Source organism: Niallia sp., from assembly GCF_031978665.1.
GTDB lineage: Bacteria > Bacillota > Bacilli > Bacillales > Cytobacillaceae > Niallia.
This window is the reverse complement of sequence record NZ_DALZDK010000024.1, coordinates 37226-54663: the sequence shown is the minus strand read 5'-3', so window position 1 is coordinate 54663 and position 17438 is coordinate 37226. Positions and strand designations below refer to the sequence as shown.

Annotated in this window: 17 protein-coding genes and 1 pseudogene; 7 read left to right on the top strand and 11 right to left on the bottom strand. The window is 35.6% G+C overall.

Features of this window, described 5'->3' with window-relative positions; genetic code table 11:
• The 7 genes from RTL21_RS14225 to RTL21_RS14195 form a co-directional block, all read right to left on the bottom strand.
• Positions 1-843, bottom strand: an 843-nt coding sequence (locus RTL21_RS14225; RefSeq protein ID WP_312096577.1) for an ABC transporter ATP-binding protein, incomplete at its 3' end; no start/stop codon positions are given.
• 176 nt (positions 844-1019) lie between these two features.
• Positions 1020-1628 (bottom strand): TetR/AcrR family transcriptional regulator, encoded by a 609-nt coding sequence (locus tag RTL21_RS14220; protein WP_312096575.1) that lies wholly within the window; start codon positions 1626-1628, stop codon positions 1020-1022.
• A 93-nt stretch (positions 1629-1721) separates the two neighbouring features.
• Positions 1722-2285 carry a hypothetical protein gene (locus tag RTL21_RS14215; protein WP_312096573.1) on the bottom strand — a complete coding sequence of 188 codons (564 nt, stop codon included), beginning with the start codon at positions 2283-2285 and terminating at the stop codon, positions 1722-1724.
• Between the two features lie 77 nt (positions 2286-2362).
• Positions 2363-2998 carry a hypothetical protein gene (locus RTL21_RS14210; protein ID WP_312096571.1) on the bottom strand — a complete coding sequence of 212 codons (636 nt, stop codon included), beginning with the start codon at positions 2996-2998 and terminating at the stop codon, positions 2363-2365.
• Between the two features lie 14 nt (positions 2999-3012).
• Positions 3013-3411 (bottom strand): permease prefix domain 1-containing protein, encoded by a 399-nt coding sequence (locus RTL21_RS14205; RefSeq protein WP_312096569.1) that lies wholly within the window; start codon positions 3409-3411, stop codon positions 3013-3015.
• A complete protein-coding gene (locus tag RTL21_RS14200; protein ID WP_312096567.1) occupies positions 3408-3737 on the bottom strand; it encodes a PadR family transcriptional regulator in 330 nt (109 codons plus the stop codon). Before RTL21_RS14200 ends, RTL21_RS14205 begins: the two co-directional genes overlap by 4 nt.
• Before the next feature lie 154 nt (positions 3738-3891).
• Positions 3892-4485, bottom strand: coding sequence for a restriction endonuclease (locus RTL21_RS14195; RefSeq protein WP_312096566.1), 594 nt, complete (start codon positions 4483-4485; stop codon positions 3892-3894).
• A 478-nt stretch (positions 4486-4963) separates the two neighbouring features.
• Between RTL21_RS14195 and RTL21_RS14190 the strand changes: the two genes are divergently transcribed.
• From RTL21_RS14190 to RTL21_RS14160, 7 genes and pseudogenes are all read left to right on the top strand, one after another.
• Complete coding sequence (locus RTL21_RS14190) at positions 4964-5998, top strand: LacI family DNA-binding transcriptional regulator (protein WP_312096564.1); 1035 nt, start codon at positions 4964-4966, stop codon at positions 5996-5998.
• Positions 5999-6125: 127 nt separating this feature from the next.
• Complete coding sequence (locus RTL21_RS14185) at positions 6126-7358, top strand: ABC transporter substrate-binding protein (protein WP_312096562.1); 1233 nt, start codon at positions 6126-6128, stop codon at positions 7356-7358.
• Between the two features lie 168 nt (positions 7359-7526).
• Positions 7527-8366, top strand: a complete 840-nt coding sequence (locus tag RTL21_RS14180) for a carbohydrate ABC transporter permease (protein WP_312096615.1) — start codon at positions 7527-7529, stop codon at positions 8364-8366.
• On the top strand, positions 8366-9184 hold the full coding sequence (locus tag RTL21_RS14175; protein WP_312096560.1) for a carbohydrate ABC transporter permease: 819 nt from the start codon (positions 8366-8368) through the stop codon (positions 9182-9184). The genes RTL21_RS14180 and RTL21_RS14175 overlap by 1 nt, the downstream gene beginning before the upstream one ends.
• A 70-nt stretch (positions 9185-9254) precedes the next feature.
• Positions 9255-11450: an alpha-galactosidase gene (locus RTL21_RS14170; protein ID WP_312096558.1), complete on the top strand. Its 2196-nt coding sequence runs from the start codon at positions 9255-9257 to the stop codon at positions 11448-11450.
• A gap of 36 nt (positions 11451-11486) precedes the next feature.
• Entirely contained in the window at positions 11487-12971 is a 1485-nt protein-coding gene (locus tag RTL21_RS14165; RefSeq protein WP_312096557.1) for a glycoside hydrolase family 32 protein, read from the top strand.
• A 252-nt stretch (positions 12972-13223) separates the two neighbouring features.
• Positions 13224-13565, top strand: a pseudogene (locus RTL21_RS14160) (Gfo/Idh/MocA family oxidoreductase); the annotation flags it as partial.
• A 64-nt stretch (positions 13566-13629) separates the two neighbouring features.
• On the opposite strand, the gene RTL21_RS14155 reads toward RTL21_RS14160, so the two are convergent.
• The 4 genes from RTL21_RS14155 to RTL21_RS14140 all read right to left on the bottom strand — a co-directional run.
• Positions 13630-14280, bottom strand: coding sequence for an LrgB family protein (locus tag RTL21_RS14155; RefSeq protein WP_312096556.1), 651 nt, complete (start codon positions 14278-14280; stop codon positions 13630-13632).
• A 4-nt stretch (positions 14281-14284) separates the two neighbouring features.
• Positions 14285-14671 (bottom strand): CidA/LrgA family protein, encoded by a 387-nt coding sequence (locus RTL21_RS14150; protein ID WP_312096555.1) that lies wholly within the window; start codon positions 14669-14671, stop codon positions 14285-14287.
• Between the two features lie 242 nt (positions 14672-14913).
• Positions 14914-16353, bottom strand: coding sequence for a glycoside hydrolase family 1 protein (locus RTL21_RS14145; RefSeq protein WP_312096553.1), 1440 nt, complete (start codon positions 16351-16353; stop codon positions 14914-14916).
• A gap of 41 nt (positions 16354-16394) precedes the next feature.
• Positions 16395-17438: glucose PTS transporter subunit IIA (locus tag RTL21_RS14140; RefSeq protein WP_312096551.1), on the bottom strand; the 1044-nt coding region annotated here is incomplete at its 5' end.

Genomic DNA, 17438 nt, shown 5'->3' with positions numbered 1-17438 from the left:
TGCCTCATGTAAACTGTTTAGAAAGTGTCGCAGTTGTTCGGGATTTCCATCTGTTGCAATCTCTATGCTTACTTTTGGCCAATCTACCTGACCCTTTATTATTCCTAAAGCATTTCGACAGTCTGCCTCATTATAAAACTGTAGAATGATTTTTTCCTCTCCAACTAACTGTTTTAATTCATTTGCCGTTCCTTCTTCGACAATTTCCCCCCTATGAATAACCCCAATTCGATTAGCAAGCTGATCTGCCTCTTCCAAATATTGAGTCGTTAGAAAAATAGTTACTCCGTTTTCAGCAAGCACTCTTATTGCATTCCACATATCCATACGACTTCTTGGATCTAACCCAGTAGTAGGTTCATCCAAGAAAATTATTTTTGGCGTCCTTATCAGGCTGATCGCAATGTCAAGTCTTCGGCGCATCCCGCCAGAATACTGTTTTACCGATTTCTTCGCTGCATCGACTAAATCAAATTGTTCAAGCAACTCACTCGTTCGTTGCTTTACTTCCTTACGTCCCAAATGATTTAATCTTCCCATTAATTGTAGATTTTCCTCTCCAGTCAAAAGCTCATCTATCGCAGTATATTGTCCTGTTAAGCTAATAACCTCTCTAATTGCAGCAGGATTTTGCTTCGTATTAATTCCAGCTATCTCCACAGTCCCTTCGTCGGCTTGCAATAATGTAGAAAGAATACGAACAGTGGTGGTTTTACCAGCCCCATTCTCCCCAAGTAAGGCAAAAATAGATCCAGTTGCTACCTCCAAGTTTAAATCGTTTAAAACGATTTGATCTCCAAAAGTTTTTTTGACATTTCGCATAATTATTGCAGTTTCAGACATCTGCCTCCCCCTTTTCACTACATTGGCTGATTAGTTCAGTCAATTCACCCTCATAATTTCGATTGACTAAATCAGTCAATTTCAAAATAAAAAAAACGACTGAATAAGTCAGTCAATTATATGATATTATCAATTGAAATATACAGAAAGAAAAAATTATTCTATTTTACATGGACTCATTTATCTTGTTGCACAGTAACCATTCTTAAAAACAGACGCGTTCTGTAATCGATATTCTCTTTCCAGTTCATTAAACCTTCTGTCATAATAATCCCTGCAAGTGATGTTAAATAAACCTCCACTAGTTCATTTACATCTCCTTGTATGATTTCTCCCTGTTCTTGTCCTTCCACGAATAAAGGAGCAAGAAACTGCTCATATAAGTTTCCATGACTCTCGATTAATTCGATTGTATCTTCTGGAATATCATTTGCTCGATAAATATGTTGTATAATTCGAAAGATATTACTATTCCCTTCTATAAAAGCAAACTTCGTAAATGCTTTGATGCGATCAATAGAACTTTCATAGCAATTCAAAATCTCCTGCATATCTTCTTCCACTTCTGACACTGCCCATTTCAAGCTTTCATGTAGCACTTCTTCCTTTGAAGAGAAATAATGATACAGCAATCCATGGCTAATTCCAGCTTCTTCTGTAATCATACTTACCTTCGTCAGTCTTATGCCATTATCTGCAAATACTTTTAATGCTGCATTCATAATCTGCAGTTTTCGTTTGATGCGTATATCTTCTGACTTATAATCATTTAGTGGAACAGGCATACTTTTCGAACTCCTTTTCTTCTATATCCATTATTTCATTATAGCATGAGGATAGTAGGAAGAAAAACAAGCCGCGTTTTCAGAAAAAGGAAATTAAATAGCTGAAAGTTTATTACCCACATACATTATTGTCTCTCTATTTAAATAATCCGCTAATTCCCCTTCAAAGACAGCATCCATTGATGTCAGTTCAGATAAATCCTGCGGGGTAACTAATGATATAGATTTCTCAAATCTGATTATACCAGCTTCTTCTAAAACGAATGCAACAAATTGAGAGCAACAAAAGGCATTTTTACGAGACCATTGTTTTTTTAACGCGATGGCAAATAATCCTAAAAGATTGTATTTATATTGATCTCTTTGCTCATCAAATCTTGTTATTAATTGCCTAGTCTTTTGGTATTGTTCTTCCGTAACGGAGCAACGGTAGATAGTCGCTCTCGCTGAATGAAAAAATTCATTTCCCATTTCTTCGCGAACAAATCCACCTTCAAAAGGATTTCTGATATTTTTCCTACCAAAGCTATAGACATGATATAAATCAGCATCCATAGAAAGAGATGCATGATTATATGGTCTTTTCGTAAAGAATTTGATTAATCGAGTGAAATAGGTTCCTGTATCTGTAAATACTAAATATATATATCTTTCCATCTACTACTCCTTACATTTTTGGATTAATTGACTGAGTCAGTCGATATTAAAATAGATAACTGCAAAGAAAATATTTTTTACGATCTATTTTCCTTTTTAAAATAATAATACATGCTTAATGGCCACCATAACACTGCAAATATTGGGTAAATTGCCCAAACTGTGTCTGGTGAAGAGATTAGGTTAACAATTATAAAAAATAAACTAATTAATATACTTCCATGAATGGAATAACGATAAAATGTTTTTCTTTTTGTATGAAAGATAGATAACGGCCACCATAAAATCATAAAAGTTGGATAAATAAACCAAAGATAATTCGGTGCAAAAAACATATTCAAAATAAAATAATAGATAATCGTACACATGCTACCAATAATAGCTATCCGTATAGACTGTGCTCTTTTTCCTAAACTAACAAGGATTGGCCACCATAGAATCGGATAGACCGCAAATAAAAACCATGGAAAACTTGGTGAATGCATGACATTAATAAGTAGCAAAAATACAATTAATAATCCTGAAATATAGATTGCTTGTTGCTTATAGCGCTCTGCAACCCCGAAGATAACACTTGTTGCACCGATCAAAATGGCAAAAAGCGGGTAAATGGACCAAGGATAATCTGCTCCTGTGAGTAAATTTACAATCACAAAAAACAAAATAGTCATTATACTTCCAGAAAGAAGAAAGTATTTATCAATTTTATTCATCTCTTTTCTCCTCCTTACTTGGAACGCAGCCAAGAAAAGTACATTGCTAATGGCCACCATAATACCGCAAAAGTTGGATAAACAAACCAAATAGTATTAGGAGTATAGTAAAAGTTAATAAACACAACTAACGCGATGGTAAGTGCGCTTCCCCATATAGAGAATCCTAAATTAATTTTTTTCATATTCTTTTTAACCGGTTGGTTCATGTTTAGCTCTGCTTTCAGATCATCAATATCCCCAAAATCCACAATTGCCTTATTAACAGCATCTTCTTCTGCTTTTCCTTGTTCCATTAAGTCAAATACCTTTTCTTCAAGATTCTCTAAAACCTCTTCTTTAATAGCCTCTTTCTCTTCACTTTCCGGAATATCCGCAAATAATTTATCAACATGGTTTCTTAACTCTTTCACTTTAATCCCTCCATAAATAAGTCCACAATTTTTTTTAACTCTTTCCACTCATCTGCTGATTCTCTTAAAAATGCTTTTCCAAGTTTAGTAATTTTATAGTACTTTCTTCGCCCTCCCATCGTTACATCCCCAATATAGGATTCAATTAATTCTTTTTTTTCTAATCGTTGGAAAACTGCATATAAAGTAGCCTCTTTAATCTGAAATCCATTGTTTGTACGATTGCTTATCTCTTTTGAGATTTCATAACCATATCGATCCTCTTCTAATAATAAACACAAGATGATCGAATCTAGATGCCCTCGAATTATATCGCTTCTAATCATAACCACACATCCTTATTCAACTACTACTCTATCTGTTAGAGTAATCATACAATAAATTACTCTACCTGTCAAAGTAATATTTTATTCAATAAGACTCCGAGGGACGATTCTTATGTGGCCAATATGACCTCATGAAAACCGTCCCTCTGCTTCCCTATATTGGCAATAATTCCTTTATTTCTTTTTCTACGTTACTTAGGCTAGCTAACCAAGTTTCTACAAACTTTACTCCATCAAATAATTCGATGTTTAATTCTTTTGCATATTCATACGCAGCAGGTGTAAAGCTGCCGGTTGTAATGACATACCCCCCCACTGCTCCTCTTTTCACCATATTAGAATGAATCAGTGCAATCGGCTCAAAATTCAAATCTCCCTGAGGGCATTTCACTTGTCCAAGAAATAGACCTTTTTCTGTTTCATGTTCAAAGTCCACCCCAAAATCATCAGTTGGCGGTGTAACCCAGGTCGATCCACCACGAGTTTTTTCCATTATGTCAGCCACGAACCTTTCAAACTGAATAGGATCTTGTTTCAAATAAATGGATGAATACTGTGGATCATGGTCTTCCCTTTCATTGCAAAATCGCATATACAACCCCATGGCCAATGTCTTTTTTAATTCCTCACCTGATTGTATATGATTCGCCAACAGCGAAGTATGATATTCGTTTTCCCGTTTGGTCCAGAAATACTTCATAAAAGCCATGATTAAAAGAATTGCTACAATAATCTCCATATAGAACATTCTCACCACTCCTTGCATTATTTAAGGGTAGGCAGTAATGATTCTTTTTATACAGAAATTAGCCATTCCATCCAAATACTATCATCATCCAAACCTATACAAATGCAACATTATTCAGTTTCCCATGTACCCTCCTTTAATTTTTTTAACTAATTTAACTATAAATTATTCTAAATAGAATGAAAACTCGTCCTTAATAAGGGTAGAAAACCTACAAATATAAAAAAGATTAATATCTTACACCATATCTTCCTTAAGTAACTATCTATATGAATATCTGTAGTTTCACCTCTAAAAGGAAATCAGAAACATCACGATTCTACTTAAGATTTAGTAAACTTAAGTAAATAAAACCGATAAAACGATAAAATTACTTAATTTCATAAAATAATTCTTGATTGTAAGCGCTATTCTTGATATATTACTTTTATAAACATTAAGTAAAATTTACTAAATACATTAAAAGGTATGTGATGGTATGACAACAATAAAGGAAATAGCTAATTTAGCTAATGTCTCGCAAGCCACTGTTTCTCGATTATTAAATAATGATCAATCACTTTCCGTTTCAGAAGATACGCGTAAACGAGTGATGAAGATTGCAAATGAATTAAACTATAAATCTACAAAAAAAAGAAGTAATAATTCAATCAAGAAACCAGTCTATAGTATTGGTCTACTTCTAACAAACACAGAGGAAGACGAAGTAAATGATCCTTATTTCATCGCCTTGCGCTTAGGCGTAGAAAGGGTTTGTGAGGAATATGGAATGAACATTGCATCTATTCTTACTGTCGGTGTTAGCGATCTTGATGAAGGGGCATTACAATCCTTAGATGGTTTAATTGTAATTGGTACAGTGGATTTAAAAGAATTGAAAGAAAATTACTATGAAAATAATAATATTGTATTTGTAGATTATGCTCCAACTGGTGGTGATGTTGACGTCGTTATATCAGATTTAGAAGGGGCAACATATCAAATTCTAGACCATTTATTTGAACTAGGTCATGAACAAATTGCATATTTAGGTGGTCGAACCTATGTAAAAGATATAACGAACCAAATAGTCCAAGAAAAAGAGGATGTACGCAAAACTGTCTTTGAGAAAGTAATGAAGGGAAAAAATTTATACAATCCAGATAATATTCTAGTCGGTGAATGGGGACCAAACGGTGGGTATCATTTAATGAAAGAATTAATACAAAAAGGCAACTTGCCAAGCGCTATTGTGGTAGCAAGTGATCCAATGGCATTAGGGGCATTCAGAGCTATGCATGAAGATGGGATAAAAGTTCCTGAGGATCTATCCGTTTTCAGTTTTGACAATATTGACTCTGCCGCTTTTCTTAACCCAGCACTTTCCACTGTGAATATCCATTCCGTTGAAATGGGAAAGACAGCTGTAAAGCTTCTTTATGACCGTTTGAATGGCAGAGACATTCCGTTAAAGGTAGTACTGCCTACCGAGCTGATTTTTCGGGAAAGTATAGCTAAACCCAAAAAAATCTAAGAAGGCCAATCTTCTTAGATGATAATAATGGAATCGGTACCAAAAAGAAAATACACAAGTTATATAGACACGATATCAGCAAATAAATATTTTCCAATAAAACTTTAAAATATCGGAGGTAATTTAAATGAAGAAAAGTATTTCAATACTAGCAGTTGGTGCCTTATCTATTTCTTTATTAGCTGGTTGTGGCAATGGTGAAAAGAGTGCAAGTGGAGATCAAGTTAAGATTGAATTTTTTCATCATAAACGCGAAGGAATGGAAACAATCGATAAGTTAATTGCAAAGTTCGAGGAAGAAAATCCAACTATTGATGTCGAACAGGCAAGCCCGCCTGAACCATCCACTGTTTTACGAACAAGAGTCTCGAAAAGCGATATTCCCGATATTATCGGTGTTGGCGGTGATATGACCTATAGCGATTTAGCTAATGCCGGAGTTTTTACAGACGTTACGGAGGATAAAAATTTAGAAAACATTCAACCAGCTTACGTGCAAATGCTGAAAGATGTATCTGGACTTGATGAAGTCTATGCCTTTCCTTATGTCGCAAACGCTGTTGGAGTAATATACAACAAAGCCATTTTTTCAGAACTTGGACTGGCAGTTCCTAAGACCTGGGATGATTTCATTGCAGTAGCCGAAAAAGTAAAGGCTGCTGGAAAAATTCCATTTTACCATACATATAAGGATGCCTGGACTACCCTTCCAGCATTTAATGCGCTTGCTGCAAATACTCAAGGAGACGATTTCTATAGTGAGCTAAATAGCGGAAGTATTCTAGTTAAAGAACGCTACAAAGAAGCAGCTGAAAAACTAGTTCAATTAACAGAGTATGGCCATAAAAACCAACAGGGCGTTGCTTATAATGACGGAAATACGGCCTTTGCAAATGGAGAGTCCGCTATGTATCTACAAGGAATTTGGGCTTTGCCAGAAATTAAGAAAGCAAATCCAGAAATTGAGTTAGGTGTATTTCCATTCCCAGTAACGAATAATCCAGATGAAACTAAAGTAATTTCTGGGGTAGACTTGATTCTTGGCGTAGCTGCAACATCAAAACATCCAGAAGAGGCGATGAAATTTGTTGAATTTCTTCTAAAAGAAGAAAATGTAAAACAATATATTGATGAACAAAATGCCTTTTCAGCTGTTAATGGAATCACTCAAGATGATCCAACTGTTGATGACCTAAAAGAAAGCTTTGAAAAAGGCGCTTTAACAGACTTCCCTGACCACTATATTCCAACAGGTGTTATGCCTGAAAAAACTTTACAGACATTAGTAATAAATAAAGATGTTGACACTTTTCTTGAAAAATTACAAAGCGATTGGGAAAAAGTACAGTCCAGAAAATAATCTTTTAAAACAAGGGTGATCTAAACGGTTTAGTCACCCTCTACCTTTCATAAGGATGTGAAAAAAATGAAAAAAGATAATCTTACTGTTAATAACCTACGTGTTTCTTCTACTAAATTGGATGTGAAATCAAAACGGAAAATAAACTCTCGAACTGTCGCCTTTTATATGATGGTTCTACCCGCTTTAATTCTTTTTGCTGCGTTCCATACCTTTCCGGCACTACAAGGAATCTACTATTCTTTTACTAACTGGAATGGAATCAGTTTAGATTATGATTTCGTAGGTCTGAAAAATTATGTTAATTTATTCAAGGATACTGTTGTAAGGGACTCTTATATCTTTACATTTAAATTTGCAGTGGTCGCCTCAATACTTGTAAATATTATCAGCCTCGCAATTGCAGTCGGACTAAATTCTAAAATCAAAGGTCGCAATTTCTTTCGCGCTATTTATTTTTTACCAAACGTATTAAGCGTTTTAATTGTTGGTTTTATTTTCAACTTTTTTTTCACAAATATTCTCCCCGATTTAGGTGAGAAATACCATATTGAATTTTTAACTACAAATATTCTTGGGGATGTTGATCTTGCTTGGATTGGTATATTACTAGTTTTTATTTGGCAGGCATGCGCATTCAATATCATTCTATATTTATCTGGACTCCAAACCGTGCCAACGGAATTATATGAAGCTTCAAGCTTGGACGGAGCAAATAAATGGAAGCAATTTTGGAAAGTAACATTTCCAATCATCGCACCTTTTTTTACAATAAACATGGTATTATCGATGAAAAATTCCTTAATGGTTTTTGACCACATCGTTGCGATGACAGGCGGTGGACCAGGTTATGAAACCACATCTATTTCTCTTTTAATTTATAATGGCGGATTTAGTGGCGGAGAGTTTGCTTATCAATCTGCAAATGCTGTAATCTACTTTATCCTAATTATGGTTATTTCTGTAGTTCAACTTAAATTCCTACAAAAAAGGGAGATGGATATGTAATGAAACAGAAAACAAACTGGCCTGTAACGATATTAATTACTCTAGGATCTCTCTTTATCGTCATTCCATTGTATATGGCTATTTCTATTGCACTTAAAACGCCACAAGAACTTGCTCAATCTGCACTCTCCTTCCCGCTTGGATTCCATTGGGAAAATTTCACACGAGCAATTGAAGCAACTAATTTCTTTAACGCTTTTAAAAATAGTGCTGTAATTACCATTTTCACATTAATCTTTACGATTCTTTCAAACTCGATGATTGCTTATGCGATTGCGAGAAATATGCATAGGAAATTTTTTAAGGGATTATACTTTTACTTTGTCAGCGCATTATTTATTCCATTCCCGATTATTATGCTACCAATCGTTAAACAAACTTCGGCTCTTGGTTTAAATAATCCTGTAGGTCTTATTTTACTTTACGTAGTTTACGGAATGGCAATGAATATATTTATATATGTAGGATACATTCGTTCTATCCCAATAGAATTAGAAGAAGCTGCTATCGTTGATGGCTGTAGTACTTGGGGCGTATTCTGGAAGGTTATTTTCCCGCTACTAACACCAATTAACGCAACAGTCGGAATCCTAACTTGTCTTTGGGCATGGAATGACTTTTTGCTACCGCTCATTGTTCTTAGCGATACAGAACATGCTACATTGCCACTAGTCCAATATGTATTCCAGACAGAATTTGGAACGGACTATAATCTAGCATTTGCTTCCTATCTATTAGCACTTACCCCAATGGTAATTGTCTATCTATTTGCACAAAAATGGATCATTGGCGGAGTTGTAAAAGGTGCCATAAAATAACAAGAAATTGTTGTTTATGGCATTAGGTTCTTCATTTAATCATAATACTGTCTGGGGTGGGTAATAAAACATGGGTATTCATTTTGATGCTGTTAATAAAACGTTTCACATAAAGGCCAAAGATACAAGTTATGTTATGCAAATTATTCGCGATGGTTATTTATCTCACCTATATTGGGGGAAAAAAATAAATAACTACCGCCACTCAAATTATATGCAAATGCTAGACCGCGGTTTTTCCGGCAATCCCTATCACCATAGAGATGATAGGACATTCTCACTTGATACATTGCCGCAAGAATATCCTCAATATGGAAATACAGATTTTCGTAAACCAGCTTATCAAATCCAGTTTAAAAATGGTTCAACTGTAACGGATTTACGTTATGAATCCCATACAATTTTTAAAGGGAAGCATCCTATTAAAGGGTTACCTTCTACATATGTTGAACATGAAAATGAGGCAGAGACACTCGAAATAGTAATGAAAGATTCCTTAGTCGATTTAAAAATAGTGCTGAATTATACCGTATACGAAGAATTCAATGTTATTACAAGGTCAGCCCGTATAGTAAATGAAGGGACAGACTCATTAAAAGTACTAGCTGCACATAGCCTTTCTGTTGATTATAGGGATGCTGACTTTGATTTCCTTCATTTACACGGAGCACATGTTAAAGAACGATTTATTGAAAAACAGCCACTTTGTCATGGAATTCAATCAATTGAAAGTACAAGAGGGGCTAGTTCCCATCAACATAATCCATTTATTGCTCTATTAAGGAAAGGTACGACAGAAAATAGCGGTGAGGTTTACGGGTTTAACTTTGTCTATAGTGGAAACTTTCTCGCCCAAGTCGAAGTAGATCAATTTTCAAATACCCGCGTAACGATGGGAATAAATCCGTTTGACTTTAGTTGGCAGCTTGAAGCTGGTGAAGAATTTCAAACACCAGAAGCAGTCATGGTATATTCCGATTTGGGAATCGGAGACATGTCACGAACCTTTCACGAGTTATATCGAACTCGTTTAATAAGAGGAACATATCGAGATAAAGAGCGCCCTATCTTAGTGAACAACTGGGAGGCAACTTATTTCGATTTTAACGAGGAAAAAATCCTTCAAATTGCAAAAGCAGGTCACGAGCTTGGAATCGAATTATTTGTTCTTGATGATGGCTGGTTTGGTAAAAGAAACGACGATACTTCTTCTTTAGGTGACTGGTTTGTAGATCAAGAAAAACTTCCCAACGGATTAGATCACCTTGCTAACAAAATCAATGAAATGGATATGCATTTTGGACTTTGGTTTGAACCAGAAATGATTTCAGTTGATAGTGACCTTTACCGTGAACATCCTGATTGGTGTTTGCATGTTCCTGGCAGAAACCGTTCAGAAAGCCGTAATCAACTAATTCTCGATTTTTCAAGAGACGATGTATGTGAAGAAATCATAAAAAGATTAAGTGATATCTTGTCAAGTGCATCTATCTCTTATGTAAAATGGGATATGAATCGCCATATGACAGAAATCGGATCCGCATCTCTTCCATCTCATAGACAAAGAGAAACAGCACATCGCTATATTCTCGGGTTATATAAAGTGATGGACAAGATTACAACATCCTTCCCTCATATCCTATTTGAAAGCTGCTCCGGCGGCGGTGGAAGATTTGATCCAGGAATGCTTTATTATATGCCACAGACATGGACAAGTGATAATACAGACGCAGTTTCCCGACTAAAGATTCAACATGGAACAAGCATTGTTTATCCAATTATTTCAATGGGATCACATGTTTCAGCTGTCCCAAACCACCAAGTGGACCGCATTACTACAATGAAGATGCGCGGAGATGTAGCGATGGCAGGAAATCTAGGGTATGAACTAGATTTAACAAAACTGTTAGATGACGAACAAGAAGAAGTGAAAAAACAAGTAGAAAAATATAAAGAAATTAGAAAGCTCATTCAATTCGGCGATTTTTATCGCTTGAAAAGCCCTTTTGAAGGAAATGAAACTGCCTGGTTATTTACAAACAAAGATAAAACCGAAGTGTATGTCTATTATTTTACCGTTTTAGCTGAACCTGCTGCATCATTAAAGGTTTTAAAACTTACTGGCCTTGATACGAACAAAACATATCAAATAGTAGGTTCTAACAAAGTCTATGGCGGCGATGAACTTTGTTATGTAGGGTTAAGCATCCCTGCAGACATCCGTGGAGATTTCCAAAGCTACGTTTGGCACTTAAAGGAAGTCTAAGCTTTAATAGCTTCCAATACTTGAAAGGAGAATGGTATGACTAATCATGAAACACGACTTGCACTTGCTCAAAAGGTAGTACAGGAAGCCGGTGAAAAGGTAAAGGATACCCCTTACCGCTTAGGTTACCATATTATGGCTCCTTCCCATTGGATTAACGACCCAAACGGCTTAATCCAATGGAACGGAGAATATCATGTGTTTTATCAGCATCATCCTTATAGTCCAACTGGAGGACCAATCCATTGGGGGCATGTTAAAAGTAGGGATTTAGTATTCTGGGAACATCTTCCTATCGCACTTGCCCCTGGAGAATTTTACGACAAAAGCGGTTGTTTTTCCGGAAGCGCCATCGATGTGAATGGTAAATTAACACTAATTTATACAGGACATGTCAATATTGATGAAGAGAACGATGAATTCATTGAATATCAATGTCTAGCAGAAAGTAGCGACGGAATCCATTTTCAAAAACACTTAAGTAACCCTATTATCTCGGAACCACCTACGAATGGTTCCCCACATTTTCGGGATCCAAAGGTATGGAAGCATAATAATAAATGGTACATGGTGTTAGGAAACCAAGTTAACAATTTAGGCAATGTTGTCCTATATCAATCAATAGATTTAATTCGATGGGACTACCAAGGGATAATTGCTGAAAGTACTGGAAAAATGGGATATATGTTTGAATGTCCAGACTTCTTTGAACTCGATGGAAAACATATCCTCTTGTTTTCACCACAAGGAATCGAGCCAGAAGGTGATCTTTATCAAAACCTTTATCAAAATGGTTATTTTGTTGGTGAATTTAATTATGATACGAAGGAATTCAAGCATGGTAACTTTATTGAATTAGATAAAGGCTTTGATTTTTACGCTGGGCAATCTTTTCTTGATAACAAAGGAAGACGAATTGTTATTGGTTGGATGAGCATGTGGGAGGCAACGATGCCAGAACAAGCCCACGGCTGGGCTGGTGCAATGACAGTTCCTCGTGAGTTAAAACTGATGGAAAATAACCAACTGGTGATGACACCGATTGAAGAATTGAAAAAACTTAGAGGTGTTCACCGAACATTACCAGAAACATCGATTTCGGAAACTATTCGACTAGAACATATTAAGGGTGAATGCCTAGAGATGGTTGCCGAATTTTCCTTAAAGAATTGTACAGCTCGAAAGTTTGGAATAAAGGTTCGGTGTTCAGAAGACAGTACAGAAAATACAACAATCTATTATGATTTCGTTTCTGAAAAAATCATTGTTGACCGCAATCAATCAGGAACAGGAGAAGGCGGTATCAGAAGAAGCAAAGTTCACAAACAGGATCGTGAATCTATCAAACTTCATCTCTATATCGATAGATCGTCTTTAGAATTATTTATAAACAATGGCGAAACAGTAATGACATCACGCATCTATCCAGATTCATCAAGTATCTATATTGATTTATTTGCAGAAGAAGGAGAAATCCACTTGTTGAACCTTGATGCTTGGGAATTAGCTGATATATGGTAAGCTGAGGTACCGTCCCCTTGCTTCCCAAAAAATTTCTAAATTTATCCAACATATAATGAGATTATTACAGAGAAATCGGAGTAATAATCATGTTAACAACCGGTTATATCGGGAATGGAAAAGCACAAATCGCTATCATTTGCCATTTGTTTTGCAGCGAGAAAATATAAAGGTTAAAACGATATATCGGAGAAATCCTTCTCATGACACCTGGAAGAAGCATGATAAAATCTACTATTCTTCAGATTTAAGAGCTATTTTCGATTAAAAGAACGTCCCAGCTTTGTTGCTTATAGGGAAAGGTGTTTTGTCAAACAGACAAAAGATCGTCAAGAAGAGCATTTAAAACTATTTTATTTGCCTGACCAGCCTGATTTCGGCATCGATCTTCCCGAGCATTATGGAACATTAACCTATATAGATGAAAACGGACAATACCATGAAGAAAAAGTAGTTTCAGAACGAGGCGACTATGGCAGAGTATATGACCATCTATATGAAGTGATTATAAATAGGACCGACAAACAGGTAAAAGATGAAGAAACATTGCTACAAATGCGCATTCTAGAAAATGGGATGAAAGAATGTAAGTAAGTCAGAGGGACGGTTCTTCTGCTTCCCCTTAAGGGAAGCAAGAGAACCATCCCTCAACTCCCCTCTACATATTATAAAATAGTGGCAAAATAATAGAAGTGATTATAGCCGCAATCCCCATTCCCACGCTTGACACTGCTCCTTGTATAGAACCTTCTGTCACAGCTTGGCTAGTTCCAATTCCATGTGAAACAGTTCCCATTCCAAGGCCTCTTGCAAACGGTTCAGAAATATTCATATATGATAATACTACTGGTCCAAATACTGCTCCAAAGATTCCTGTAATTACTACAAGAACTGCTGTTAGCGAAGGATTCCCACCGATAAGAACCACTGTTTCAATTGCAACTGGAGTTGTTACTGCTTTAACGGCGGATGTCGCTTGAATATCATTAGAAAGGCCTAGCACTTTAGATAGGCCTACTGCAGAAATAATAGTTGAAATAGTCCCTAAAGATACCCCGATTATTAAGGCTTTTAAATGTCCTTTTATGATTGCCCGATTTTTATAAAGCGGAACTGCCAAAGCAACAGTGGCTGGTCCTAGCAATATCGAAATCCATTCTTTCGCAGATTCATATTTTTCATAATTTACATCGATCGAGAGAAGAACCGCTACCATTATAATGGTTGTAGTTAACACAGGAGTTGTAAATGGAGATGAAACACGTTTAGAAAAAGAATAGGCTATGACATATATAAAAATAGTAAGCATGATATTAAAGAGAGTGAGAATGTTCATCTTTCTTCTTATCCTTTCTTATAAAGAACTGTGTTAACCCAGAGGTTATCGCTAACCCAATAAAGGTACTACCTATAATCATTACCATTAATTGTAACCCGATTGTTTTCACTAAGCTTCCATAATTCATTAATCCAACAGCAAAGGGTATAAAAAAAAACGCAAGATGCTTATTTAGAAATGATGCTGCCATCTCTATATTTTTTAACTTTATTATTTTTGTAGATAACAATGTATATAGTATTAATATTCCCAAAATACTGGCTGGAACAGGTATATGGAAAACTTTAATAATAAGATTCGAAAATTGATAGATTCCCCATAGAAAAATAAGCTGAACACAAAAAATAAATATATTTCTCACAATTAATTATTCCTTTCAGCAAGTCAGAGAAAGATGACATCTCAAAAGAAGAAACCTAAAGATCAATAAAGTGAGAATCGGCCATCACTCTAATTAATCTTTAGGTTTTATGATGTTTATCAATAAGAACCTATTTGTTTCTACGGGGATTATGTAAAATTGTTTGATCGATAATTCTACGTCTTTCAATTACCCCGTCTAAACAAGATATCATCCTCTAAACTTATTGATATTTTATAAATTTATAGTGATTCACCATTCGTTTCAATCACATGTTTATACCAATCAAAACTTTTCTTTTTAATACGTCGTAGATCTTTAGCAGAATCTTCATCCCTATCTACATAGACGAAACCATAACGCTTTTGATAGCCGTTCAACCAACTTAATAGATCTGTAAAGGACCATGCGCAGTATCCTAATACATCTACCCCATCTGAAATAGCATCTTGAATGGATTGAATATGAGATTTAAGATATTCAATGCGATAGTCATCATTTATAATATCGCCTTCTTCCAATTTATCAAACTCGCCAAGACCGTTTTCAGTAATTAGGACTGGTAGCTGATAACGAGTAGCTATTCTTCGCAAACCAATTCTTAAGCCTTGAGGATCGATATCCCAATCCCAATTTGTTGTTTCTACATGAGGGTTAGAAGTGGTTTTAAACATTCCAGGAACTCCTGATTGTGAACCAGAACCCTTCTTACCAGTGGTATTTTTCACACCTATATCAACACCGCCAGCCAATGGATTTTTTTCAACGGTTGTTGTACGGTAATAGTTTACTCCCATAAAATCCGGCTTGGCTGATCTTAATAATTCTAAATCGCCATCATGAATTGTCGGCGTCAAATTTTGTTCTTTTAAATATTTCCATGCGGTAATTGGATACTGCCCCCAAGCATATATATCCATCCAAAAGTAGTTATTTAAATCTTCGCTATTCTCAAAAGCAAGAATATTTTCCGGATTTGAGTCAATAGGATAATATGGCTTATATGCAAAACTAGGTCCGATTTTTCCATTAGGAACCAATTCGCGGAAAGACTTGATTACTGTTGCATTAGCTAAATTTGCAATATGATTTACCTCATACATTCTTTTTCTATCCTTAACTCCTGGAGGATGAAGTGCAGTTTCGTAACCATAGCTAACAAAATAGTTTTGTTCATTTAAAGAGATCCAATATTTAACTCTATCACCATATCGCTCGAATAATACTCTAGCGTAGTTATTAAAATCTTCAATAATTTGACGTGACTCCCACCCATTATATTGATCCATTAATGCTTGGGGAATATCCCAGTGATATAAAGTAATCATTGGTTCAATATTATAAGACAATAATTCATCTATTAATTTATCGTAAAATTCAAGTCCTTTTTCATTAATTTCCCCGTTTCCTGTTGGAAAGATACGACTCCAAGCAATGGAAAAACGATATGTTTTTAAACCTTGTTCGGCCATCAGACTCACATCTTCTTTATAACGATGATAGTGATCGACTGCTATATCACCATTACTCCCTTTATATGTTGTCCCTGGTATCCTTACAAAATTGTCCCAAACAGAAGGGCCCTTTCCATCTTCATTCCAAGCTCCTTCTACCTGATATGCTGCAGATGCAGCCCCCCACAAAAAATCTTGTGGGAAAGCCGTTTTTGTTTTATGTTCCATAGTAGAGTTCCTCCTATTTTTTCATTTTGATTCGGTATAGGTTACATATTTACTGCTGTTAATAATATTTCTTGTTTCACGATAGATTTTTGATTTGTCTCAATTATATCAATATACTGAGCTGAATTTGTAATAATAATAGGCGTTGTAGTATCGTAACCCGCTTCTTTAATCTTAGCTATATCAAACTCTACAAGTAGTTGTCCTTGTTCTATTGTATCCCCTTGTTTTACATGCGAGGTGAAATATTTCCCATCTAGTTTAACAGTATCTATGCCTACATGAATTAGTACTTCTAATTGTTCATTTGATGTTAATCCTATTGCATGACCAGTAGGAAACAAAGTGGTTACAACACCGGATATCGGTGAATATACTTTTCCATCCATTGGTACAATCGCAACACCTTTTCCCATTGCCTCCGTTGAAAATGCTGGATCATTTACCTTACTCAATGGCACAACATCACCCGAAATAGGAGATAATACGATGGAGCGTTCTACTTTAGATGTATTTCCACTATAACTCTTCTCCTTGTTTAGAGCAGAGTTATCTTCCCCCTCTTCATCAAATCCTAAAATATACGTTAATATAGCGGTAACTGCAAATGACACTGTAATACTAATTACGTAAAAAACAAAGGTATCCGTCATAAATGCAGGAAGTGTAGTAAGCGCTGGGAAAACGTAAGCAATAACCGTCGTTTTCATAGCACCTGCAAATCCTCCACCAATCGTACCACCAATAACAGCTGCAATCATTGGCCTTCTGTATTTAACAGACAACCCATAAACGATTGGTTCAGTGATACCAGCTAAAAGTGCAGGCATCATTACAGATAAAGCATAAGATTTTAATTTTTTGTCCTTTGCTTTAAGAAATACACCGAAAGCGACACCTGCTTGAGCAAATGTAGCATTTGCTACCGGAGGACGAATCGTATCGAAACCATTTGTACTTAAGTTATTTAACATTGCTGGTACAACTCCCCAATGGATACCAAACATAACAAGGAAGGTCCATCCAGCTCCAATAATCGCACCTGTTAACATACCACTTTGATTAGTTAGAAATTCTATTCCATT

Coding starts and splice junctions, on each gene's coding strand:
- RTL21_RS14220 (WP_312096575.1), bottom strand. CDS start 1,628: ATGCCTGTTCCACTAAATGATTATAAGTCAGAAGATATACGCATCAAA.
- RTL21_RS14215 (WP_312096573.1), bottom strand. CDS start 2,285: ATGGAAAGATATATATATTTAGTATTTACAGATACAGGAACCTATTTC.
- RTL21_RS14210 (WP_312096571.1), bottom strand. CDS start 2,998: ATGAATAAAATTGATAAATACTTTCTTCTTTCTGGAAGTATAATGACT.
- RTL21_RS14200 (WP_312096567.1), bottom strand. CDS start 3,737: ATGATTAGAAGCGATATAATTCGAGGGCATCTAGATTCGATCATCTTG.
- RTL21_RS14195 (WP_312096566.1), bottom strand. CDS start 4,485: ATGTTCTATATGGAGATTATTGTAGCAATTCTTTTAATCATGGCTTTT.
- RTL21_RS14190 (WP_312096564.1), top strand. CDS start 4,964: ATGACAACAATAAAGGAAATAGCTAATTTAGCTAATGTCTCGCAAGCC.
- RTL21_RS14185 (WP_312096562.1), top strand. CDS start 6,126: ATGAAGAAAAGTATTTCAATACTAGCAGTTGGTGCCTTATCTATTTCT.
- RTL21_RS14180 (WP_312096615.1), top strand. CDS start 7,527: ATGATGGTTCTACCCGCTTTAATTCTTTTTGCTGCGTTCCATACCTTT.
- RTL21_RS14175 (WP_312096560.1), top strand. CDS start 8,366: ATGAAACAGAAAACAAACTGGCCTGTAACGATATTAATTACTCTAGGA.
- RTL21_RS14170 (WP_312096558.1), top strand. CDS start 9,255: ATGGGTATTCATTTTGATGCTGTTAATAAAACGTTTCACATAAAGGCC.
- RTL21_RS14165 (WP_312096557.1), top strand. CDS start 11,487: ATGACTAATCATGAAACACGACTTGCACTTGCTCAAAAGGTAGTACAG.
- RTL21_RS14155 (WP_312096556.1), bottom strand. CDS start 14,280: ATGCTTACTATTTTTATATATGTCATAGCCTATTCTTTTTCTAAACGT.
- RTL21_RS14145 (WP_312096553.1), bottom strand. CDS start 16,353: ATGGAACATAAAACAAAAACGGCTTTCCCACAAGATTTTTTGTGGGGG.